The organism is Leucobacter triazinivorans (assembly GCF_004208635.1).
In the GTDB taxonomy this organism is placed as follows: domain Bacteria; phylum Actinomycetota; class Actinomycetes; order Actinomycetales; family Microbacteriaceae; genus Leucobacter; species Leucobacter triazinivorans.
Genome location: NZ_CP035806.1, coordinates 468899 through 489975, shown reverse-complemented (window position 1 = coordinate 489975; position 21077 = coordinate 468899). Strand labels below are relative to the sequence as shown.

22 protein-coding genes are annotated in these 21077 nt (G+C 71.4%); 13 read left to right on the top strand and 9 right to left on the bottom strand.

The annotated features are described in order from the left end of the window. Nucleotide 1: 1 nt before the first annotated feature. A complete protein-coding gene (locus tag EVS81_RS02205) occupies nucleotides 2-385 on the bottom strand; it encodes a DUF488 domain-containing protein (protein WP_130108943.1) in 384 nt (127 codons plus the stop codon). A gap of 58 nt (nucleotides 386-443) precedes the next feature. Here EVS81_RS02205 and EVS81_RS02200 point away from each other — a divergent pair, with 58 nt between their 5' ends. Next, entirely contained in the window at nucleotides 444-1136 is a 693-nt protein-coding gene (locus EVS81_RS02200) for a metal-dependent transcriptional regulator (RefSeq protein WP_130108942.1), read from the top strand. On the opposite strand, the gene EVS81_RS02195 is transcribed toward EVS81_RS02200, so the two are convergent. Both EVS81_RS02195 and EVS81_RS02190 read right to left on the bottom strand, forming a co-directional pair. After that, nucleotides 1069-1470, bottom strand: coding sequence for a DMT family transporter (locus EVS81_RS02195; protein ID WP_130108941.1), 402 nt, complete (start codon nucleotides 1468-1470; stop codon nucleotides 1069-1071). The two genes, EVS81_RS02200 and EVS81_RS02195, sit on opposite strands and share 68 nt — an antisense overlap. Nucleotide 1471: 1 nt before the next feature. Next, on the bottom strand, nucleotides 1472-1792 hold the full coding sequence (locus EVS81_RS02190; protein WP_130108940.1) for a DMT family transporter: 321 nt from the start codon (nucleotides 1790-1792) through the stop codon (nucleotides 1472-1474). Nucleotides 1793-1955: 163 nt separating this feature from the next. Between EVS81_RS02190 and EVS81_RS02185 the strand changes: the two genes are divergently transcribed. Continuing rightward, complete coding sequence (locus EVS81_RS02185; protein WP_130108939.1) at nucleotides 1956-2606, top strand: asparagine synthase; 651 nt, start codon at nucleotides 1956-1958, stop codon at nucleotides 2604-2606. Between the two features lie 33 nt (nucleotides 2607-2639). On the opposite strand, the gene EVS81_RS02180 is transcribed toward EVS81_RS02185, so the two are convergent. Continuing rightward, entirely contained in the window at nucleotides 2640-2963 is a 324-nt protein-coding gene (locus EVS81_RS02180; protein ID WP_130108938.1) for a GNAT family N-acetyltransferase, read from the bottom strand. A 55-nt stretch (nucleotides 2964-3018) separates the two neighbouring features. Between EVS81_RS02180 and EVS81_RS02175 the strand changes: the two genes are divergently transcribed. The 7 genes from EVS81_RS02175 (at nucleotide 3019) to EVS81_RS02145 (ending at nucleotide 10924) form a co-directional block, all read left to right on the top strand. Beyond that, a complete protein-coding gene (locus EVS81_RS02175) occupies nucleotides 3019-3591 on the top strand; it encodes a hypothetical protein (RefSeq protein WP_130108937.1) in 573 nt (190 codons plus the stop codon). Then, a complete protein-coding gene (locus EVS81_RS02170) occupies nucleotides 3588-5210 on the top strand; it encodes an adenosylhomocysteinase (RefSeq protein ID WP_240739924.1) in 1623 nt (540 codons plus the stop codon). The genes EVS81_RS02175 and EVS81_RS02170 overlap by 4 nt, the downstream gene beginning before the upstream one ends. Nucleotides 5211-5277: 67 nt before the next feature. Then, nucleotides 5278-6603, top strand: coding sequence for an amidohydrolase family protein (locus EVS81_RS02165; RefSeq protein WP_130108936.1), 1326 nt, complete (start codon nucleotides 5278-5280; stop codon nucleotides 6601-6603). Between the two features lie 104 nt (nucleotides 6604-6707). Next, complete coding sequence (locus EVS81_RS02160) at nucleotides 6708-7550, top strand: ABC transporter substrate-binding protein (protein ID WP_130108935.1); 843 nt, start codon at nucleotides 6708-6710, stop codon at nucleotides 7548-7550. A 96-nt stretch (nucleotides 7551-7646) separates the two neighbouring features. After that, entirely contained in the window at nucleotides 7647-8513 is an 867-nt protein-coding gene (locus EVS81_RS02155) for an amino acid ABC transporter permease (RefSeq protein WP_130108934.1), read from the top strand. After that, nucleotides 8510-9307 (top strand): amino acid ABC transporter ATP-binding protein, encoded by a 798-nt coding sequence (locus EVS81_RS02150; protein WP_130108933.1) that lies wholly within the window; start codon nucleotides 8510-8512, stop codon nucleotides 9305-9307. The genes EVS81_RS02155 and EVS81_RS02150 overlap by 4 nt, the downstream gene beginning before the upstream one ends. A gap of 117 nt (nucleotides 9308-9424) precedes the next feature. Beyond that, nucleotides 9425-10924: an MDR family MFS transporter gene (locus tag EVS81_RS02145; protein ID WP_130108932.1), complete on the top strand. Its 1500-nt coding sequence runs from the start codon at nucleotides 9425-9427 to the stop codon at nucleotides 10922-10924. Between the two features lie 98 nt (nucleotides 10925-11022). Here the strand turns inward: EVS81_RS02145 and EVS81_RS02140 are convergent, their stop codons facing one another. Continuing rightward, a complete protein-coding gene (locus EVS81_RS02140) occupies nucleotides 11023-11937 on the bottom strand; it encodes a LysR family transcriptional regulator (RefSeq protein WP_130108931.1) in 915 nt (304 codons plus the stop codon). Nucleotides 11938-12060: 123 nt separating this feature from the next. Between EVS81_RS02140 and EVS81_RS02135 the strand changes: the two genes are divergently transcribed. Next, nucleotides 12061-13692, top strand: coding sequence for an aminotransferase class I/II-fold pyridoxal phosphate-dependent enzyme (locus tag EVS81_RS02135; RefSeq protein WP_130108930.1), 1632 nt, complete (start codon nucleotides 12061-12063; stop codon nucleotides 13690-13692). A 75-nt stretch (nucleotides 13693-13767) separates the two neighbouring features. Here the strand turns inward: EVS81_RS02135 and EVS81_RS02130 are convergent, their stop codons facing one another. Further along, nucleotides 13768-14064 (bottom strand): hypothetical protein, encoded by a 297-nt coding sequence (locus EVS81_RS02130; protein WP_240739923.1) that lies wholly within the window; start codon nucleotides 14062-14064, stop codon nucleotides 13768-13770. Nucleotides 14065-14160: 96 nt separating this feature from the next. Here EVS81_RS02130 and EVS81_RS02125 point away from each other — a divergent pair, with 96 nt between their 5' ends. Both EVS81_RS02125 and EVS81_RS02120 read left to right on the top strand, forming a co-directional pair. Next, the gene (locus tag EVS81_RS02125) at nucleotides 14161-15846 is read left to right on the top strand and encodes a DUF885 domain-containing protein (protein ID WP_130108929.1); all 1686 of its coding nucleotides are present in this window, start codon (nucleotides 14161-14163) and stop codon (nucleotides 15844-15846) included. A 94-nt stretch (nucleotides 15847-15940) separates the two neighbouring features. After that, a complete protein-coding gene (locus EVS81_RS02120; RefSeq protein WP_338034660.1) occupies nucleotides 15941-16264 on the top strand; it encodes a YchJ family protein in 324 nt (107 codons plus the stop codon). A gap of 16 nt (nucleotides 16265-16280) precedes the next feature. Here the strand turns inward: EVS81_RS02120 and EVS81_RS02115 are convergent, their stop codons facing one another. Both EVS81_RS02115 and EVS81_RS02110 read right to left on the bottom strand, forming a co-directional pair. Continuing rightward, nucleotides 16281-16820, bottom strand: a complete 540-nt coding sequence (locus tag EVS81_RS02115; protein ID WP_130108927.1) for a hypothetical protein — start codon at nucleotides 16818-16820, stop codon at nucleotides 16281-16283. Nucleotides 16821-16893: 73 nt separating this feature from the next. Continuing rightward, on the bottom strand, nucleotides 16894-18303 hold the full coding sequence (locus EVS81_RS02110; protein WP_130108926.1) for an aminopeptidase P family protein: 1410 nt from the start codon (nucleotides 18301-18303) through the stop codon (nucleotides 16894-16896). Nucleotides 18304-18460: 157 nt separating this feature from the next. On the opposite strand from EVS81_RS02110, the gene EVS81_RS02105 reads away from it, so the two are divergent. Beyond that, nucleotides 18461-19312: a PHP domain-containing protein gene (locus EVS81_RS02105; protein WP_130108925.1), complete on the top strand. Its 852-nt coding sequence runs from the start codon at nucleotides 18461-18463 to the stop codon at nucleotides 19310-19312. Between the two features lie 113 nt (nucleotides 19313-19425). Here the strand turns inward: EVS81_RS02105 and EVS81_RS02100 are convergent, their stop codons facing one another. Next, the gene (locus EVS81_RS02100; protein WP_205879372.1) at nucleotides 19426-20958 is read right to left on the bottom strand and encodes a DEAD/DEAH box helicase; all 1533 of its coding nucleotides are present in this window, start codon (nucleotides 20956-20958) and stop codon (nucleotides 19426-19428) included. Nucleotides 20959-21077 lie beyond the last annotated feature (119 nt).

Genomic DNA, 21077 nt, shown 5'->3' with positions numbered 1-21077 from the left:
GTCACCCCTGCTCGAGCCGCTCCAGCAGGGCATCGCGCAGCACCACCGCGTGATTCGCTTCGGCGTCGCGCGCCCCGTAGAGCAGGGTGAGCGGCGAGTGCTCGCCCGCCAGCCCGGCGAGCCGCTCGAGCGCCTCGGCGGCGGCCCCCCGGGCCAGCTCTCGGCGGTAGTCGGCTGCGAACGCGGCGAAACGCTCGGGATCGTGCGCGTCGGGGGCCGCGTGCCAGGTCTTGCGCAGCGCGGGGCTGGGCGCCACTTCCTTGTCCCAGAGGTCGAGCTCGGCCCGCTCCTTCGACACGCCCCGCGGCCAGAGCCGATCCACCAGCACCCGGAAGCCGTCGTCCGGCTCCGCCGGCTCGTACACGCGCTTGATCCTGACGTCCATGCACCCAGTCTCTCCTGCACCGCCCCGCAGCACCAGCGGACCGGGTAGCCTGGAGCGCGTGAGCGTCGACGAAATCTCGCCCGGAATGCAGAACTATCTCAAGGTCATCTGGGGGCTCCAGGAGTGGTCGGACGCGCCGGTCTCGAACTCGGCCATCGCCGAGGCGGCCGGTGTGCGGCTCTCCACCGTCTCCGACGCGCTGCGCAAGCTCTCCGACCTCGAGTTCATCGGGCATGCCCGCTACGGCGACGTCACGCTCACCGAGCTGGGCCGCGAGCACGCCGTCTCCATGATCCGCCGTCATCGACTGCTCGAGACCTTCCTCGTGCAGATGCTCGGCTACGAGTGGGACGAGGTGCACGAGGAGGCAGACCGGCTCGAGCACGCCGTCTCGGACGAGCTCATCAACCGGGTCGATCGGGTGCTCGGGTACCCGACCCGGGATCCGCACGGCGATCCGATACCGAGTGCGGACGGCCGCGTGCACCGGCCCGACGCGGTGATCCTCGCAGAGGCTCCGGCGCCGTGCCGCGTGCGCGTCGAGCGCATCTCGGACGCCGACAACGAGATGCTGCAGTACTTCGCGAGCCGCGGTCTCGTGGTCGACGCCGAACTCGAGGTGCTCCCGGGCGAACCCTACTCGGAGACGGTGACCGTGCGGGTGGGGGCCGCCGCGGTCCCGGTCAGCCTCGGGCCCGCGGCTGCGGCGTCGGTGTGGGTGTCGCTCGAGCCGGCGCCTTCGCGAACTTGAGCCCGATCACGCAGCCGACGATTCCCGCGAGGAACAGCAGCTTGAGCGGCGACGGGCTCTCGATGCCGAGCAGGATCGACGCCCCGACGGTCAACGCCGCTCCGAGCCCGGTCCAGATCGCGTAGGCGATGCTCACCGGGATCCCGATCATCGCGTATCCGAGACCCGCGAGGCTCAGCACGCAGGCCACGCCGAACACGATCGCGGGGACGAGCACGGTGAAGCCCCGCGACTGATCGAGCGCGATCGCCCACGCCGCCTCGAGACCCGCGCTCGTGAACAGCACGATCCAGTGCGCGGCGGTGGCGGTCTTCTGCGTGCCCTCCGCGGCCACGTCAGCTCACCGCCTTGAGGCCGACCACGCAGCCGACGAGCCCGATCAGCAGCACTACGCGCAGCACCGTCGCGCGATCCCGGCGCGTGATCATCGCCCAGGCGGCCGTCAGCACGGCGCCGATCCCGACCCACACGGCGTAGGCCGTTCCCACCGCGATGCCGGTCATGGCGAAGGCGAGCCCCGCCATGCTCGCGATGAACGAGACCGCGAACACGACGCTCGGCCAGAACTTCCGGAATCCTCGGGAGGCATCGAGGGCCGTTGCCCACACCGCCTCGAGCACTCCGCTCAGCACGAGAGCGATCCACACGACAGACATGGCACTGCTGCTTTCCGGCCGTCGTCTGATGTGCGGGTACAGCTCCCTCGTCCGCGCCCCGGGGAGACGGGGCCGAACCCAGTCTCTCACACGCGAATCGGCCCGATCCCGCCGGGATGGGAGATAATGGTGCGAATGGGGTGAGGGATCTGAGAGGAGAGCGGTGTTCGGCTGGTCGAAGAAACGCAAGCGCGGCAGCAGCCGCCCGCAGCGCAGGTTGCCCAGGCGGGTCCTGGCCCCGGTCGAGGAGATCGTCGAGCAGGGCCTGCTGGTCGCCGATGTCGCGGTGCGGATGACGGTCAAGAACGCGATCATCATGAACGCGTTGAAGCGACATGTCGACTACCGCGAGTCTCAGATCATCGACATGGTGCGCGAAGCGACCGAGGATCTCGCCCGCGAGCGGGAGCGCGACGCGACCCACATCTCGCGCATGCGCAATGAGATCCGCGACACGGGCCGCAGCTCTTGGAGCGAGTCGGACTACGGGAACGACGACAACCGCACCCTGCGGCACCGCCAGGAGGTGTACGAGCGCGTGGCCGAAGAGCTGCACGCGCGCGCCGCCGACGACGCCTACCTCGCCGAGACCGCCGAACGGGCGAGGAACCTGGCGTGGCATGAGATCGGCGACTCGCTGAAGGAGCGGGCGAGCCACCCCTACTACAGCGGCGGCGACAGTGACGAGTATCGGAGCGAACGGGACGGTCGGATCCAGCAGCTCATCGAGAAGGATCTGACCGCGCTCATCCAGCAGCAGAGCGGCGCGGCCAAGCCGCGCAGGTCGCGCCGGAAGGACCGGGAGAGCGCCTGACGTCGGCGCCGCCGCGCCGGCGCTCGAGCCCCGCTAGCGCTCGAGGAGCTCCGGGTGCCGGGCCAGGTAGCCGTCGATGAACCAGCACGAGGCGCGCACGCTGCGCCCGCCGATCGCGTCGCCCGTGAGCGCGCGTCGCGCGAGCAGACGGGAGAGGCCCGTGCCCCGCAGAGCCGGCACGACGACCGTGTGGTCGAAATCGATGATGTCGTCGCCGAGCAGCGAGTAGTGGGCCTCGCCGATCAGACGGTCCTCGCCGGACCCGCGCTGATAGACGGCGTAGCGGTGGCGCTCGGGTTCGTGCACGATGCCGAAGCCGTCGGCGGCTGCCTGCTCCTCGTTCTCGTATCTCGCCATGACGCCAGCCTAGGCGAGAAGTCGGTGCCGGGGAACGGGCGGATATCCTCGAATGGTGAGCAAGAGACCTCGGCTCCGGGCCGCCAGAGCGCTCGGCGTGATCGGCGTGATCGGCGCGCTCGGCCCGCTCGGCGCCGCGCTGGTCGGTTGCAGCGGCGACCCCGAGCCACCTCCGCCGCCCCAGGTGCTCTCGCCGAGCGAGGCGGGCGCGATCTACCTCGATGCCGTCTGCCCGGTGAACGACGCATGGGACGCCGCCGACGTCGAGCTGGACCGCCTGCGCGTCGCCCTGGCGCGCGACGGGGCCCCGGAGATCGACACCAGGCTCTTCGCCGAGACGATGGACGCGGTCGCCGCGGCGAGCGAGCGCGCCGCCGAGCGGCTCGATACGAAGCAGCAGGAGTGGCCGACGCGGACGGAGGCGGCGGTCGAGGACGTACGCGAGACCCTCGAGGACGACCGCACGCAGGCTCGTCGGGTCGCGAAGCTCGACGCGGACGAGGCGGTCGGCTACGCGTGGCAGGGCGCGGCGGAGTCGGCGAGCGCGTCGGCCGCGGCGCGCGAGGCGCTCGGGCTGCCGGAGGATCCGGTCGCCGCGTGCGCCCAGTGGGAGGAGCAGTCGCCGTGAACGAAGACGAGGATCGCCGCTCGGACGACCGGGAGCTGGTGGTGGAGCGCGCCGTGCGAACGGCGGCCGGCGCGGGCAATCGCCTGCTCTCGGGCGGAGTCGCCGACGCGGAGGTCTCCGATGCGCGGACGGGAGAGCTGCTGCGCACCGCGCTCGCCCGCATGGGCGTGCGGTGGGCGAGCGAGGCGGGAGCGCCAGCCGATTTCGTGTTCCGCGACCGGGCGATCGACGCACCGGGCGAAGACACCGGCACCGGGGGACTCGCCCCGGTGGTCGTCGGGCTCGACGGCGGCGTGCGCTCGGCCCGGGGCGACGACGCCGGGGCGAGGATCGCGTGGGCCGCGCGGGGGATGCGGGCGACCGCCCTGCTCGCCTCGGACATGCGCACCGAAACGGAGCGATCCGGCGGGGCCCCGCGCATCGCGGTGAGCCTGGTGCTCGAGCCGAAGACGGCCGCGCTCGTGCTCGCCCTCGCCGACGCCGGATGCGAGGTGGCAGTGTTCAGCGCGGTGTCGGAGACCGACCCCGCGGTGGCGGCGGAGCTCGCCGCAGCGGGCCGGGTCGCCGTGTTCGCCCCGACGGGGGGCTGCCCGGATCCCGACGCGGCGCGCCGTCTGGACGCCGAGCACGCGGCCGCGGTGCTCGCGTGGCGCCCCGAATACCTCATCGACGACGGTGCGCACCTGATCCGCCTCGCCCACACCGAGCACCGCGAGGCGCTCGCGACGTTGCGGGCCGCGGCGGAGGAGACGACGAGCGGCGTGCGCCCCCTGCGCGAGATGGCGGCGGAGGGAGCGCTGCGCATCCCCGTGATCGCGGTGAACGACGCGCGCACCAAGACCGGCTTCGACAACCTCGTGGGCACGGGGCAGTCGTGCGTCTTCGCGACGGCGGATCTGCTCGATGCGGCGGGGTGGAGCGGCCCGGGGGCCTCACGGACCGCGGAGGGCCGATATCGGGGTATCGCGGGCACGCGCTGGACGGTGCTCGGCTACGGGCCCGTGGGGGTGGGCACGGCCCGATTCGCGGCCGCGCTCGGTGCGCGGGTCGCGGTCGTCGAGCGCGACCCGGTGCGCGCCCTCGCGGCGCTGCACGACGGGTTCGAGGCGCGCGGGGCCGTCGAGGCGCTGCCCCGGGCAGACGTCGTGGTGAGCGCGACGGGGGTGTGGCACACGCTCGACGCCGCGGGGTTCGCCCGACTGCGGCCCGGAACGGCCGTGGCCGTAGCCGGCGGCATCGACGACGAACTGGCGCTCGACGAGCTGGCCGCCGCGGGGTGGCGCTGCGCGCCGGTCGCGCCCGGGGTGGACGAGTGGATCGTGCCCGGCGCCGAGCGCGGGGTGCTCGTGCTCGCGAGCGGCGGGGGCGTCAACTACACGGCCGGGGAGGGCAACCCGATCGAGGTGATGGACCTCTCTTTCGCCACCCAGATCGCCGCCCTCATGCGGCTCATGCGCGACGATCCGCCCGCCGGCGTGCACGCCCTCTCCGAGGAGGAGGAACACCTGGTGGCGCGGGCGGCGCTCGCGGCGCGCGGTGCGGACGCGGATCCGGCGCCCCTCGGCGCTCGGCCGGGCGGGGCCGCCCAGCCCTGGACCGTGCACCGCTACCGGGCGTAGCGCACTCCGGCGGGGCCGGCGGGGCCGGCGGTGCGAACGGTCGGCGCGGCCGCCCTAGAATCTACGGGTGACCACCGAACCCCAGACCGTCGTCTACAGCGCCTCCCTCGTGTTCCCCGTGACGAGTCCCCGCATCCCCGACGGGGCCGTCGCGGTGCGCGACGGGCGGATCCTGCACGTCGGTGACCGGCGCTGGGTGCTGGACGCGCTCGACGCGCGCGGGGCCGGCTATCGCGAGGAGCACTGGGAGGGGGTCCTCGCGCCCGGCCTCGTGAACGCGCACACCCACCTGCAGTACACCCGCATGTCCGAGGTCGCGAGCCGCGCGTACACCGGGTTCGACCACTGGGGAGACGCCTTCGACGAGGTCTATGCCCGAGACGACCACGACTGGGCCGCGGCGGCCGCGGACGGTGCCGCGCAGAGCCTCGCGGCGGGCGTCACCGCGGCCGCCGACGTGGTCACGGATCGTGAGGCGCTGAGCGCCCTGCACGACGCGGGCATGCACGGAATCGCCTATTGGGAGGTCTACGGGAAGCGCAATGCCGACTGGAATGCGGCGGCGCGCGACGAGGTGCGCGACCAGATCCGGAGCATCCCGACTCCGCCCGGCGCCGGAGTGTCCCCGCACGCGCCGTACTCGCTCGAGGTGCAGCCGCTGCTCGAGCTGCCCGACATCGTGCGCGAGGAGGGCCTGCGCCTGCACATCCATCTCGCCGAGGCCCACATGGAGCGGGAGTTCGACGGCATCGACGGCTACGCGGGGGCCGGGCCGGGAGGGCACGGCGAGTGGCCGGAACTCGGCGCCGACAGCTTCCGCGCGCTGCGCTCCCACGGGATCGGCGTCTCCTCGACGCAATTCGTCGATCACCTCGGCGTGCTGGGGCCCGACTGCCACATCGCCCACGGCGTGTACGTGAGCGCCGAGGATCGGGCGCTGCTGCGCGCCCGGGGCACGAGTGTGGCGCTGTGCCCCCGCTCCAACGAGGTGATCGGGCTCGATATGCCGCCGGTCGCGGCCTACCTGCGCGAGGGCAATCTCATCGCGGTCGGCACCGACTCGCTCTCGTCCTCTCCCTCGCTCGACCTGCTCGCCGACGTCGCGGCGCTCTACCGAGTGGCCCGCAAGCAGGGGTACCGCGGAGACGACTTGCACCAGCGCCTCTTCACCGCGGCGACGCTCGGCGGTGCCGCTGCGCTCGGCCTGCACGTGGGACGGGAGAGGATCGGCCAGTTGGGCGTCGGTGCGGTCGCCGACCTCGCCTGCTTCGACGTGCAGGCCCGCGACCCCGACGCCGCGCTCGCCGAACTCGTCGAGGACGGCGCGGGGCGCGCCCGGCGCACGATCGTGGCAGGCGACCCCCGCTGGGGTGCCTCCCGTGACCTCCTGTGACGGGTGAGCGCCTCGCGCCGGGTCCGGCGTCTCGTAGAATGAACCCTGGTCTGCGCGGAATCTCCGTGCGCCCCGATCCCCGCCCACGGAGAAGGAGTACCTCCATGTCCCGCACTTCCCGCCTCGCCACGGCCGCCGCCGTCGGCGCTGCAGCGCTGCTCGCCCTCACCGCCTGCACCGGCGGAGGCGAGTCCGACTCCGCCGACGACGCGGCGGGTGTGGCTCCCGTCACCGAGGGCGTGCTCACGATCGCCACCGGCGAGCCCGCGTATGCGCCCTGGGTGTTGAACGATGATCCCGAGAGCGGCGAAGGCTTCGAGGCCGCCGTCGCCTACGCCGTCGCCGAGGAGATGGGCTACGCGGCCGAGGACGTCGTGTGGGTGCGCACGACCTTCGACTCCGCGATCGCCCCGGGCCCGAAGGACTTCGACCTGAACATCCAGCAGTTCTCCGCGACCGAGGACCGGGCCCAGGCCGTCGACTTCTCGTCGCCGTACTACGTAACCAGCCAGGCCGTCGTCGCGGCCGGCGGCACGCCCGCCGCCGAGGCGACGAGCATCGCCGACCTCAAGGACGCCGTGCTCGGCGTCGCCTCTGGCACGACCTCGCTCACGGTCGCCGAGGAGGTCATCGCACCGGACCAGGACCTCCAGGTCTTCAACAGCGTCGACGACGCGGTCGCCGCGCTGCAGAACGGCACGATCGACGCCCTCGTCACCGACCTGCCCGGCGCCTTCTTCGTGCGCGACGCGCAGCTCGACGACGGCGTGATCGTCGGTCAGCTCGACTCCGCCGAGGGCGGCGATGAGTTCGCATTCGTGCTTCCCAAGGGCTCGTCCCTCACCGCCGATGTGACGGCGGCCGTCGACGCGCTCCGCGAGAACGGCACCCTCGCAGATCTCGAGACTGAGTGGCTCGCAGACCAGGGCGCCCCGGTCCTGCAGTGACCCGCGGGGTCTGCGGCACGATTCCGCGCGAGACCCCGCCCGACCAGTTTCCGCCGGTCCGGGCGCCTGCCCGGACCGGATGACGATGGGAAGCCCGTGACCGCATCTGTCGACGCCGCGCCGTTCGAGCCCTCTCGGATCGAGCTCGAGCGGCGCGCGTACCGTCGCGCCCGCAAGCAGCGCTCGATCCTCGTCAGCGTCGTCAGCACACTCGTGTTCGCGGGCGTGATCGCCGTCGTGCTGGTGAACAGCCCGGGCTGGGATCGCGTGCGCGAGACCTTTTTCGACCCGCAGGTGGCCGTCGCGTCGTTCCCGCGGGTCATCAAGGGACTGTGGCTGAACATCCAGGTGCTCGTCGTCGCCGCGCTGGGGGTCGCGATCCTGGGTACCCTGCTCGCGATCGCGCGCACCCTCAAGGGAGCGGTGTTCACCCCCGTGCGGCTGCTCGCGGCGGGCTATACCGACATCTTCCGCGGCATCCCGGTGCTGCTGGTGCTGTACCTCGTGGGGTTCGGGATCCCCGGCCTCGAGCTCACGGGTCGCGTGCCCGCGCAGGTCTGGGGCACGATCGCGCTGATCCTCTGCTACTCGGCCTACGTCGCCGAGGTGCTGCGCGCGGGGATCGACGCCGTGCATCCCTCGCAGCGGCTCGCGGCGCGATCGCTCGGGCTCAGCCACGGCAAGACGCTGCGCCTGGTGGTGATGCCGCAGGCCGTGCGCAAAGTGACCCCCGCACTCATGAACGATTTCGTGTCGATGCAGAAGGACGTCGGCCTGATCTCAGTGCTCGGTGCGGTCGACGCGGTGCGCGCGGCCCAGATCGAGGTGGCGGCGAGCTACAACTTCACGCCCTACGTGCTGGCGGGGGTGCTCTTCGTGCTGCTGTCGTGGCCGTTCATCCGCCTCACCGACTGGATGACGGCGCGAGCGCAGCGGCGCGAGCAGGTGGGAGGCGCGGTATGAGCGGCACGTTGCGGCCCGAGGAGCAGACCGGACCGGCGGTGGTGCTCGACGTGCAGGGAGTGCACAAGCGCTTCGACGAGCACCCGGTGCTGCGGGGCATCGACCTCACCGTCGGCCGGCACGAGGTCGTGGTGCTCATCGGGGCCTCGGGATCCGGCAAGTCGACGCTGCTCAAGACGATCAACCTGCTCGAGCAGGTCGACGACGGCCGCATCCTGCTGCACGGCGCCGACGGCGCGGCCGAGGACATCACCGACCCCCGCGCCGACGCCGACCGGGTGCGGGCGCGGATCGGCGTGGTCTTCCAGCACTACAACCTCTTCCCGCACATGAACGTGCTCGACAACGTCACGCTCGCGGCGCGCAAGGTGTTCCGCACCTCGCGCGCCGAGGCCGAGCGCACGGGTCTCGCGCTGCTCGAGCGCATCGGGCTCGGCGACAAGGCCAAGGAGTACCCGGATCGGCTCTCCGGCGGCCAGCAGCAGCGCGTCGCCATCGCCCGCGCCATCGCGACCGACCCCGAGCTGCTGCTGCTCGACGAGATCACGAGCGCGCTCGACCCGCAGCTCGTGGGCGAGGTGCTCGACCTCGTGCGCGAGCTCAAGGCGGCCGGCTCGACGATCGTCATGGCCACGCACGAGATGTCGTTCGCGCGCCGCGTCGCCGATCGAGTCGTCTACCTCAAGGACGGGGTGATCATCGAGTCGGGCCCGCCGCAGCAGATCTTCGAGCGCCCCGAGCGCGCGGAGACCGCGGCCTTCCTGCAGCGTCTGCGCGACCCGTTCGCGGAGTAGCGGTGCGCAGCGAGTCGCTCCGCCGGTTGATCGAGCGCAGCGAGTCGAAACCCGATCCCCGCGGTCCGTCGCGCCGGGTCAGCGGAGCACGAGGATTTCCGATAAGGTAGATTCCTTATGTCTCAATCTGCTGGCGAATCCACAGCGCCCATCGTCCGGCCTGCGGTGCCGGGCGACACCATCGATCCTGCCGGCATGCGGGTGATCTGGCTGCTGCTCGCGGCGGCGTTCGTCGCGATCCTCAACGAGACGACCATGGCGATCGCCATTCCGTCGTTGAACCAGACGCTGGGCATTCCGCCCGAGCTGGGCCAGTGGCTCACCAGCGCCTTCATGCTGACGATGGCGGTCGTGATCCCCACCACCGGATTCCTGCTGCAGCGTTTCACCACGCGACAGGTATTCCTCGCGGCGATGAGCGCGTTCGTGCTGGGAACCGCCATCTGCCTCGTCGCGCCCGGGTTCCCGGTGCTGCTGCTCGGCCGCATCGTGCAGGCCGCGGGCACCGGCGTCATGATGCCGTTGCTCATGACGACGATGATGAACGTGGTGCCCCCGCACTCGCGCGGCCGCATGATGGGACGGGTGGGGCTCGTCATGAGCCTCGCGCCCGCGCTCGGGCCCACGCTCTCGGGCGTCGTGCTCGACACGCTCGGCTGGCGCTGGCTGTTCGGGATCATCCTGCCCATCGCCGCGGCCGCGCTGCTGCTCGGGGCGAAGTGGATGACCAATCTGGGGGAGACCACTCGAGCTCCGATCGATGTGCTGTCGATCATCCTGTCTGCGTTCGCGTTCGGCGGCCTGGTCTACGGGCTCAGCCAGCTCGGAGGGGGCCACGGCGCAGCAGGCGGTTCGACGGCCGGATCCGTTCCGCCCTGGGGCGTGATTCTCGGCGGGGCCGTGTTCCTCACGCTCTTCGTGTGGCGTCAGCTGGCGCTGCAGAAGCGCAACGACGCGCTGCTCGACCTCAGGGTCTTCGCCACGCGCAACTACGTGGTCTCCGTGATCATCATGGGCGTCGTTGCGCTGTCGATGTTCGGCACGTTCTCCCTGCTGCCGCTCTACCTGCAGAACGTGGCGGGCCTCGATCCGACTGCCGCCGGCCTCGTGCTGCTGCCCGGGTCGGTGCTCATGGGGCTCCTCGGGCCGGTCATGGGGCGCATCTACGACGCCCGCGGCCCCAAGACGCTGCTGGTGCCGGGCACGATCCTCATCGCCGTGGCGCTGTTCACCTATTCGACGGTGGGCGTGCACACGCCGATGTGGTTCCTCGTGATCGTGCAGATCCTCATGTCGCTGGGCCTCGCGGGCTCGTTCACGCCGCTCTTCTCGGCCTCACTCGGTTCACTCGACCGGTCGCTGTACTCGCACGGCTCCGCGGTGCTGAACACCCTGCAGCAGGTCGGGGGCGCCGCCGGAACGGCCGTGCTGATCTCGATCTACTCGACGTTCCTGCACGCCGGGGAGGCCCGCGGCCTGCCGACCGCCGAGGCCGGCGAGCCGGGTACGCACGCCGCATTCCTGGTGGCCGCCTGTATCGCGGTCGTGCCGGTGGTGCTGGCGTTCTTCGTGCAGAAGCCCGCCGATCAGGAGGTCGGGGCGCCGGCGGGCCACTGAGCCCGCGGGATCCGCAGCCGGTGGCGCGCCGGTGCGGTTCGGAGTCAGGTCGGAGCCGGTGGATGACTCGACCCTTGGCTGAGGGGCGAAGCGCCGCCCTACCCGAGTGCGCTGATGGAGCGCCGGACGGCCTCGGCCAGCTGGCGCACGGCGGCGGACGGACCACCGGGACCGGCCGGCGCGGCGAGCAGGAGCTCGCGCGTGAAGCGCGGATCGTCGACGGGGCGCAGCACGACGCCTTCGGGCGGCCGGTTGCCGACGAGGCTCGGCACGAGCGCGACGGCCATGCCCGCCGCGACGAGCCCGAGCACGACGGAGTAGTCGTCGGTTCTGATCGCGACGTCGATCTGATGGCCGGCCGCCTGGAACACTTCTCGCACGAGATCATCGAGCGTGTCGCCCGGGGTCGAGCCCATCACCCAGCTGTCGGTGGCGAGCGAGAGCAGCGTCTCCTGATCGAAGGTGCGGTGCCGCGCGGCCGGGTGCGACGCGGGCAGGGCGACGAGCATCGGATCCGTGAAGAGGTGCGTGGTGTGCACCTCGGCGCGGAACGGGAGTCGGTAGCCGCCTGCCGCGTAGACGAGTGCGGCGTCGAGCGTGTGCTGGTTGACCCGCGTGACGAGCGGCGCGAGCTCCTCGAGCGTGGCGTCGAGTTCGATGCCGAGTTCGGCCACGCGGCTCGTGATTCCGGGGAGGAGACGCGCGGCGGCCGTCGGGAACGTGCCGAACCTCAGGCGGATCCGACCCAACTGAGCGAGATCGCGCACGTCGGTCAGCGCCCGTTCGGCGAGGCCGAGGATCTCCTGGCCCCGCTCGAGCATGAGCGATCCCGCCGTGGTCAGCTTGCTGCCGCGGGTGCTGCGCTCGGTGAGGTCTGCGCCCACGAGGCGGTCGAGATTGCGCAGGTGATAGTCGACCGTCGGCTGGCTCCAGCCCAGTCGGGTGGCTGCGCGCGCCACCGATCCTTCGGCGGCCACGGCGCTGAGCGCCAGGAGCTGTCTGAGGTCGATCATGAGGTCCACCATCCTTCTGGAGCGGCGTGCGAGATCGCGGGGGAGTGGTTCAATACAGCATATTGCGCCCGTGAGGCGAATGCAGGGTTCCAGCCCGTGCCGAGGGCGCGGGATCATGACTCCATGCTGCATCAGGATTCGTGGACGCCCGGTACCCGCATCGACGACGACGTGCCCGGCTCCGAGGCCCGCCCCGGCCCCGATGACCGCACGGGTCCGAGCGCGGCGTCCGCCGGCATCTCGGCGACCGGCGAGGAGGCGTTCGCGCGCCGCTTCTCCGCCGAGCAGCAGCAGGCTCCGTACGCCGAGGCGATCGAGCGCTTCGGCGCCTCCGAGCCGCTCTCGATGATGGTGCCCGGGCACGGGAACGACCCGGACGACGGCGGCGCGCACATCGCGCAGCTCCTCGGGCCGCGTGCGGCGCGACTCGATGTGCCGCTCATGATCGAGGGGATCGACCTCGGAGACGACTCGCCGCTCGTCGACGCTCAGCGCCTCGCCGCAGAGGCCTGGGGCGCCCGGCGCAGCTGGTTCCTCACCAACGGCGCATCGCAGGCGAACCGCACGGCGGCCATCGCCGTGCGCGGGCTCGGCGAGCGCGTGCTGATCCAGCGCAGCATGCACTCCAGTTTCACCGACGGGGTGCTGCTCGCCGGACTGATCCCTTCCTTCGTCGCGCCGGCGATTGACGCGCATCATGGGATCGCGCACGGACTCGCGCCGGACGCGCTCGACGCGGCGCTCACCCGCGAATCCGAGGCCGGGCGCGCAGTGTCGAGCGTCTACGTCGTCTCGCCGAGCTACTTCGGCTCGACAGCGGATGTGCGGGGCCTCGCCGATGTCGCCCACGCGCACGGCGCCGCGCTCATCGTCGACGGCGCCTGGGGCGCCCACTTCGGCTTCCACCCGGAGCTGCCCGAGTCGCCGGCGCGACTGGGCGCCGACCTCGTGGTCTCGAGCACGCACAAGCTCGCGGGATCCCTCACCCAGTCGGCCATGCTGCACCTGGGCCACGGCCCCTTCGCCGACCGCCTCGAACCGCTCGTGGCGCGCGCGTTCTCCATGACGGCGTCGACATCGATGAGCGGCGTGCTGATGAGCTCGCTCGACGCGGCCCGTCGTGCGCTGGTCACGGGGGAGGAGCGGATCGGAGCAGCGATCCGGGCGGCTGAGGATCTGCGCACACGGCTGCGGCGCGATCCGCGGTTCGCGGTCATCAGCGACGGATTCGGCGAGTTCCCCGACATCGTCGACACGGATCCGCTGCGCGTGCCGATCGACGTCTCGGCACTCGGGCGCAGCGGGCACTGGGTGCGCGGACGCATGATCCGCGAGCACGGCGTGTATCTCGAAATGTCGACTGCGACGAGCGTCGTCGCGGTGATCGGTGCGCTGCGCACCCCCGACGTCGCCCGATTCTCCGCAGCGCTCGACCAGGTCGCCGACGAGGCGGCCCGCCTGGGGCCGGAGGAGCGGGGAGCGGCGTTCCCCGAGCTGCCCGAGCCCGGCGCGCTGCGCCTGCTGCCGCGCGACGCCTACTTCGGCGCGAGCGAGATCGTGCCGGCCCAGGAGGCGATCGGACGCGTCTCCGCCGATACGTTGGCCGCCTACCCGCCGGGCATCCCCAATCTGCTGCCGGGCGAGGAGATCACCGCCGAGACCGTGAAGTTTCTGCGGGCCGTCGCGGCCTCGCCCACGGGGTATGTGCGCGGCGCGGTCGACGCCGCAGTCGACGGTATCCGCGTCGTGAGCTGAACGCCCCGCTCGTCAATGCAGCTGGGGCCGGGATCCTGCACGGATCCCGGCCCCAGCTGCGCGCTCCGTCTGAGGCTACTTCTTCTCGAAGAGATTGCCCACGAGCGTCGAACCGATCAGCACCACGGCCAGCAGCACGACGCCGACGATCGAGATCGCCACCACGTCGAGCGGATCGCCCGCCGTCGAGAACATCGATTCTTCGTGCCCGCCGTCGTGGGCGAACGCGGGCACGGCGACGAAGACCGAGGCGAGCGCTGCGGTCACGGCGGTGGCGATACGGGTGCGAATCTTCACGGGGTCTCCTCGGAACGTCTGCGCAGACGGGAACCGGCTGCCGGTGAGCACGGGGTGCGGGATCGCGCCGTGCACACCTCCATTCTGCCCTGAAGCGCCGCGCTTCGCGAACCGACAGGCGGGAGGCCCGAACTCCCGACGGTCGGTTGGCGAAGCTCTAGGCTGGACGGTATGAACGTGGAGCGCAGGCAGACCGCCGTCGATCGCATCGCAGAGGCCTGGGTGGACGCCCTCGTCGCGCACGACCCCACGGTCGGCACGTACATCGGCAGGCCGAGCTCGGGGCTCGCGGACTATTCGCCGGCAGGCGCCGAAGGCGTCGCCGAGGCGCGACGAAGCGTTCTCGCCGAGCTTGCGGCCGCGCCGCCCGCCGATGAGGTCGACGCGGTGACCCGCGCCGATCTCGCATCGGAGCTGCGGCTGTCGCTCGCCCAGCACGAATCGGGCGAGCACCTGCGCGATCTCAACGTCATCGAGTCGCCCCCGCAGCAGATGCGCGACGTCTTCGACCTGATGCGCACCGAGTCCGCCGCCGATTGGGAACTCGTTGCGGCACGCCTGCGGGAGATTCCCGGGGCGCTCGCGGGGTATCGCGAGAGCCTGTCCGAGGGGGCGTCGCGCGGGCTGACCCCCGCCGTGCGGCAGGTCGTCGAAGTCGCGGCGCAGTCGCGGCGCACGGCGGGCTCCCCCGAGGAGCCCGGCTTCTTCGGCCGGCTCGCGTCGACCTCCGGTGTGCCGGCCCCCCTCGCGCTGGAACTCGCGGCCGCGGCCGCGGCGGCCTCGAGCGCCTACGCCGACCTGGCCGATTTCCTCGAACGCGAGATCGCGCCCACGGCGAGCTCGGAGGACGCCTTCGGACGAGAACGCTACGAGCTCGCCTCCGAGGGGTTCCTGGGGGCCCGGATCGACCTCGACGAGACCTATGAGTGGGGCCTGGAAGAACTGGCGCGGATGACCGAGGAGCAAGAGCGCGCGGCGGCAGAGATCGTCGGGGGAGTACCCCGTCCCGGCATCGTGGCCGAGGCGGTGGCGGCGTTGGAGCGCGACCCCGGTCGTCGGCTGCACGGCACCGAAGCGCTGAGACGCTGGATGCAGGAGACGAGTGATCGTGCGGTGGCGGAACTCGGTGAGACGCAGTTCGAGATCTCCCATCAGATTCGTGCGCTGGAGTGCCGCATCGCCCCGACGCAGGAGGGCGGGATCTACTACACGGGTCCGAGCGACGACTTCTCGCGACCCGGTCGCATGTGGTGGTCAGTGCCCGAGGGGGTGACGGAGTTCGACACGTGGCGAGAGCTCACGACGGTCTACCACGAGGGTGTGCCCGGGCATCACCTGCAGATCGGCCAGGCAGTGGTGAATCGCGGAACGCTCAACGAGTGGCGACGCCAACTGGCGGGCACCTCCGGGCACGCGGAGGGGTGGGCGCTCTACGCGGAGCGACTGATGGAACAGCTCGGCTATCTCGAGGACCCCGCCGATCGGCTCGGGATGCTCGACGGGCAGCGGATGCGCGCTGCCCGGGTGGTGCTGGACATCGGGGTGCACCTGGGCAAGACCCGCCCCGATGGCGCGGGCGTCTGGGACGGCGACTTCGCGTTCTCCTTCATGCGAGACAACGTCAATATGAACGACGGATTCGTCCGCTTCGAAGTGCTGCGATACCTGGGCTGGGCCGGGCAGGCGCCCTCGTACAAGGTGGGCCAGCGCATCTGGGAGGCGCTGCGCGACGAGGCTAGGGAGCGCGCCGAGGCCGCCGGATCCGACTTCGACGTGCGCGCCTTCCACCGGGATGCGCTGGCGATCGGCGGCGTACGCCTCGACACGCTGCAGGCGGCCCTGCGCGGCGAGCTGTGAGCGGCGGGTGCCCCCGATGAGCGAGCGGCGCGGGACGGGGATCGGTCGCTGCCCCTGCGGACGGGGCGAATCGTATGAGCACTGCTGCGGGCGGATGCACGCGGGCGAGCCGGCGCCCACGGCCGAGCGGCTCATGCGGGCCAGGTACAGTGCGTTCGCGCTGGGGGCGGCGGAGTACCTGCTGCACAGTTGGGATCCCGCCACCCGGCCGCGCTCGATGGACCTCGACGACTCGATCGTGTGGAAGCGGCTGTTCATCGAGCGCGCGGAAGCCGGCGGCCCGTTCGACGCAGAAGGCTTCGTCACCTTCACCGCGGTGGGCAGCACACCGGACGGGCGGTTCGAGCAGCGCGAGCGCAGTCGCTTCACCCGCGACGACGACGGGCGGTGGGTCTACACGGACGGTGCGGAGCCGTAGCAGCCCGGCGCGCCGGTCAGCGGATGTAGACGTCGAGGTGGTTGCCGAAGGTGCCGCGATCGTAGATCTTGCCCTGGTAGCCGAACGGGGTCTCGAACACGGAACCCTTGGGCGCGGATCCCGCGAGCACGATGAAGCCGTCCCCGTCGCTCACATAGCCATCGCTGTTGACGTGACGGCCCGGGATCCTGAGCCCGGGGCCGGGGAGCACCTGCTGGCTGTAGTAGGTGAATCGGTAGCCGCCCCAGGCGACGGAGCCGGTGAACATGAACTGCTGCAGGCTGTACAGTGCCGCCCGTTCCGAGCGTCCCGGTGCGGTCGGTGAGGCGACGGAGACCGTTGTGTCGACGAGCGCTTCCGAGAAGCTCTCCGGATCGAGTCGCTGGGCTCCGCTGAGCACGCTCGCGGAGCCGGAGCCGGTTCCGGTCAGGGCGCTCGCCATCGAGAGCGGTGCCGTGATCGCGCTTCCGAGAAGCACGAGCGCCGCGCCCGCGGCGCATGCGCCGCGGGCGCGGGCCCACCGGGACGATCCCGAGCGTACAGGTCCAGCACTCATCAGAGGATCGATGATACCCGGCTCGTCTGTGCGGGAGACGCCGCGTGCAGGACGCCGCGTGCCGCCGCTCGGATCAGGATCCCCGCTGAGATTCCCTGATCCAGGCTTCTACCTCGTCGGCGGTGCGCGGGATGCCGGCCGAGAGGTTGACGCACCCGTCCTCGGTCACCGCGATGTCATCTTCGATGCGCACGCCGATGCCTCGGAACTCCTCGGGCACGGTGAGATCGTCGGGCTGGAAGTACAGGCCCGGCTCGATCGTGAACACCATGCCCGGCTCCAGGATGCCGTCGAGGTACATCTCGCGTCGGGCCTGCGCGCAGTCGTGCACGTCCAACCCCAGGTGATGGCTTGTGCCGTGCACCATGTAGCGGCGGTAGTACGCCGTCCCGTCGTGCTCGGGCAGCAGCCCCCACTCGCGGGTGCGGTGCTCGATCACCGCCATTGCCGCGTCGTGCACGTCGCCGAAGCGGATGCCCGGACGCACGATCGCGCGGGCCGCATCGGCGGCTTCGAGCACGGCGTCGTACACTCTGCGCTGCACCTCGGTGAACGCGCCGGAGACCGGCACGGTACGGGTGATGTCGGCCGTGTAGAGACTGGCGAGCTCGACGCCGGCGTCGAGCAGCAGGAGGTCGCCCGCGCGTACAGGCCCATCGTTGCGGATCCAGTGCAGCGTGCAGGCGTGCGGGCCGGAGGCGGCGATGGTCTCGTACCCGACGGTGTTGCCGTCGAGACGCGCGCGCTGATTGAACACGCCCTCGACGATCCGTTCGCCACGGGGATGCGCACTGGCGCGCGGCAGTGCCGCGAGCACCTCGGAGAAGCCCGCCGCCGTCGCATCGACCGCGGTCTGCATCTCGGCGAGCTCGTAGGCGTCCTTGACCAGTCGCAGCTCGGAGGCCGCTCGGGCGAGCTCGAGGTCGTCCTCGGCCAGGCCGAGCGAGCGATCCTCTGCGCCGGGCGAGAACTCGGCGAGCGCTGCGGTGCGGATCCCGAGCGCTGCCGAAACCTGCGCGAGCGACGGGCGCGCTCCGATCCAGAACTCCCCGATCTCGGGATTCGCGAAGAACTCGTCGCTGTCGCGTCCGGCGCGTTCGCGGAAGTAGAGCGTTGCGGTGTGGGTGGCCTCGTGCACCCCTGCGACCGGGTCGAGTACGAGGATCGCACCCGGCTCGGCGTCTGCACCCCAGCCCGTCAGATGGGCGAACGCGCTGTGCGCGCGGAAGGGGTAGAACGTGTCGTTGGAGCGCTGCTGCATCGCCCCCGCGGCGATCACGAGCCGAGTGCCGGGGAAGAGCGCTCCGAGGCTTGCGCGACGTCGCGCTGCGAACGGCGCCGCAGCGCTCTGCTCGGGCATCGACTCGGGCCGCTCCGCCCAGTGCGCCGAGATGTAGTCTGCGAATGCGTCCGTCTGCGGGGTGGTGCTGCGGTTGCTGTTGTCGATCTCCACCTCGTGGGTGGCCTGGGCGGTGTCGGTCATGCCTCCATCCTCTCACCTCCATCGGAGCGTGCGCCGCGCGCCGCTGACGTGCGCCGGGCGCCGCTGACGTGCGCCGGGCGCCGCTGACGCGCGCCGCTGTCGGGCGCCCGGGCGCCGATCGCGGTTTTCGGGCCGGCCGCCCGCGTAGAATGCAGGGATGGCACCATCCGGGACGCAGCGGGGATTCGATCTGCACACGCACTCGGTCTTCTCGGACGGCACGACCCGCCCTGCAGAGATCGCCCGGGAGGCGTCGCGGCTGGGGTTGGCGGGGTTCGCCCTGACCGACCACGACACGGTCGACGGCTGGGATGAGGCGCGGCTCGCGGCTCGAGAGCACGGCATCGAGTTCGTGCCAGGGATCGAGATCACGACGAAGCACGCCGGCAGATCCCGGCACTTGCTCGGATACGGGATCGACGCGGCCGCGGGCGAGCTCTTCGAGGCGCTCGCCGAGGTGCGCACGGCACGTCGCACGCGTGCGCGCGAGATGGTGCGCCGCGTGTCGATCGACTACGCGATCACGTGGGAGACAGTGGTGGGCGACGAGGACGTCCGCACCGTCGGCCGGCCGCACATCGCGGACGCGCTGGTCGCAGCGGGGTACTTCGACGATCGCAGCTCGGCGTTCGAGCAGGTGCTGCACCCCGGATCGCCCTACTACCTCGGCACGCATGCGATCGAGACCGTCGATGCCATCCGCATGGTGCGTGCGGCCGGTGGAGTCGCCGTGCTCGCGCACCCCGCAGCCTTCCGGCAGCGCCGGCCGAGTTCGCCGGACGAGCTGCGGGCACTCGCGGCGGCGGGCCTGTGGGGCGTCGAGCTGCATCACCCCGAGAACCGCATGGACTGGTTGCCCCCGCTCGAGGCGGCCGCCGCCGAGCTGGGACTCGCGGCGACCGGTTCGAGCGACTACCACGGGGTGGGCAAGCCGAACCGCCTGGGGGAGCGGACGACGGATCCGGCTGTCGTGGCGCGTCTGCGCGACCTGGTCGTCGTGCCGCGCTGAGGCGAGCCGCCCCCGCAGCCCCGCCCGCCGAGACCGAGCCCAGTGTTCGAACCCGAGGGCTTCAGCGCCGCTGATCCCTGCGGTCTCGGAGAATCGGCTCGGTTTCGGCGGCGCTACTCCGCGCCGGATGCGGCTTCGGCAGCGGGAGCACTCTCGCCGCTGGACGTGCCGGCACCGCCGGTTCCCCCCGACCCGCCGGAGCGGCGACGGCGACGCCGCTTGGGCGCAGCAGCCTCCCCGCCGGCCTCCTGCAGCAGCGGGGCGCCGGGCTCGCCGCCGCCCTCCTGATCGTGCCCGTGCCCCTCGTGGCCGTGCGTCTCATGACGCCCGCGCCCCTGCGGATTCGCGCTGCGGGTGCGCCGCCGGGTGCGTCGTCGGGCGCCATCGCCGGATCCGGAATCGTCACCCGATCCCGCGGGCTTCGATCGCTCGGATCGCGGCGTCCGCTCCTTCACCGGCGTGGCCTTCAGTCGGCTTTTCGACCCCTCGGGGATGTTGAGATCGGCGAAGAGGTGCGGCGACGAGGAGTACGTCTCCACCGGCTCGGGCACGCCGAAGTCGAGCGCCTTGTTGATGAGCGCCCACTTGTGCAGGTCATCCCAGTCGACGAAGGTGACGGCGATGCCGGTGCGGCCCGCTCGGCCGGTGCGACCGACGCGGTGCAGGTAGGTCTTCTCGTCGTCGGGCACGGTGTGGTTGATCACGTGGGTCACGTCATCGACGTCGATGCCGCGGGCAGCGACATCGGTGGCGATGAGGATGTCCTTCTTGCCGGCCTTGAACGCGGCCATGGCGCGCTCGCGCTGATCCTGATTGAGGTCGCCGTGCACGGAGGCGGCGTTGAACCCGCGATCCACCAGCTCCTCCTGCAGCTTGGCGGCCGCGCGCTTCGTGCGCATGAAGATCACCGTCTTGCCGCGCCCTTCCGCCTGCAGGATGCGCCCGATCACCTCGTCCTTGTCGAGCGAGTGGGCGCGGTAGACGATGTGCTCGATGTTGGCCTGCGCCGCGCCCTCGTCGGGATCCGTGGCGCGGATGTGGATCGGCTTCGACATGAAGCGCCGCGCCAGGGTCACGATCGTGCCCGGCATCGTGGCCGAGAACAGCATGGTGTGCCGGGTCGCCGGCGTCTTCGCGAAGAGCTTCTCGATGTCGGCGAGGAAGCCGAGGTCGAGCATCTTGTCGGCCTCGTCGAGCACCATCTCGCGCACGTCGCCGAGATTGAGGATGCGCTGGCTCGCGAGGTCGAGCAGGCGCCCGGGTGTGCCGACCACGATCTGCGCGCCGGCCTTGAGCTGGTCGATCTGACCCTCGTACGCCTTGCCGCCGTAGATCGGCACGACGGTCGCGCCCCGATTCTTCGCCGCGAGTTCGAGATCCTCGTACACCTGCACGCACAGCTCGCGGGTGGGCACCACCACGAGGGCCTGTACGCCCGGGGCGGGATCCGCGCCGACGCGCTGCAGCAGCGGCAGCCCGAAGCCGAACGTCTTGCCGGTGCCCGTCTTCGCCTGACCGATGATGTCCTCCCCCGTCAGCGCGAGCGGGATCGTCTGCTCCTGGATGGGGAAGGCATCGATGATGCCCTGGTCTGCGAGCGAATCGACCATGTCCTGGTCGACGCCGAGTTCGAGGAATGTCGTCACGTTGCGTCCTATTCTGCGCCGGATCCGGCGTGTGTGTGCTGCGCGCGCATTCGCAGAGGGCGCAGCGGCGGGGGATCCGATGTCCTCCGCGGCCAATACGTACGGCGTCCAGTCTATTC

Coding starts and splice junctions, on each gene's coding strand:
- EVS81_RS02115 (WP_130108927.1), bottom strand. CDS start 16,820: ATGAGTGCTGGACCTGTACGCTCGGGATCGTCCCGGTGGGCCCGCGCC.
- EVS81_RS02160 (WP_130108935.1), top strand. CDS start 6,708: ATGTCCCGCACTTCCCGCCTCGCCACGGCCGCCGCCGTCGGCGCTGCA.
- EVS81_RS02110 (WP_130108926.1), bottom strand. CDS start 18,303: ATGACCGACACCGCCCAGGCCACCCACGAGGTGGAGATCGACAACAGC.
- EVS81_RS02125 (WP_130108929.1), top strand. CDS start 14,161: ATGAACGTGGAGCGCAGGCAGACCGCCGTCGATCGCATCGCAGAGGCC.
- EVS81_RS02190 (WP_130108940.1), bottom strand. CDS start 1,792: ATGTCTGTCGTGTGGATCGCTCTCGTGCTGAGCGGAGTGCTCGAGGCG.
- EVS81_RS02145 (WP_130108932.1), top strand. CDS start 9,425: ATGTCTCAATCTGCTGGCGAATCCACAGCGCCCATCGTCCGGCCTGCG.
- EVS81_RS02150 (WP_130108933.1), top strand. CDS start 8,510: ATGAGCGGCACGTTGCGGCCCGAGGAGCAGACCGGACCGGCGGTGGTG.
- EVS81_RS02205 (WP_130108943.1), bottom strand. CDS start 385: ATGGACGTCAGGATCAAGCGCGTGTACGAGCCGGCGGAGCCGGACGAC.
- EVS81_RS02105 (WP_130108925.1), top strand. CDS start 18,461: ATGGCACCATCCGGGACGCAGCGGGGATTCGATCTGCACACGCACTCG.
- EVS81_RS02120 (WP_338034660.1), top strand. CDS start 15,941: ATGCACGCGGGCGAGCCGGCGCCCACGGCCGAGCGGCTCATGCGGGCC.
- EVS81_RS02140 (WP_130108931.1), bottom strand. CDS start 11,937: ATGATCGACCTCAGACAGCTCCTGGCGCTCAGCGCCGTGGCCGCCGAA.
- EVS81_RS02180 (WP_130108938.1), bottom strand. CDS start 2,963: ATGGCGAGATACGAGAACGAGGAGCAGGCAGCCGCCGACGGCTTCGGC.
- EVS81_RS02135 (WP_130108930.1), top strand. CDS start 12,061: ATGCTGCATCAGGATTCGTGGACGCCCGGTACCCGCATCGACGACGAC.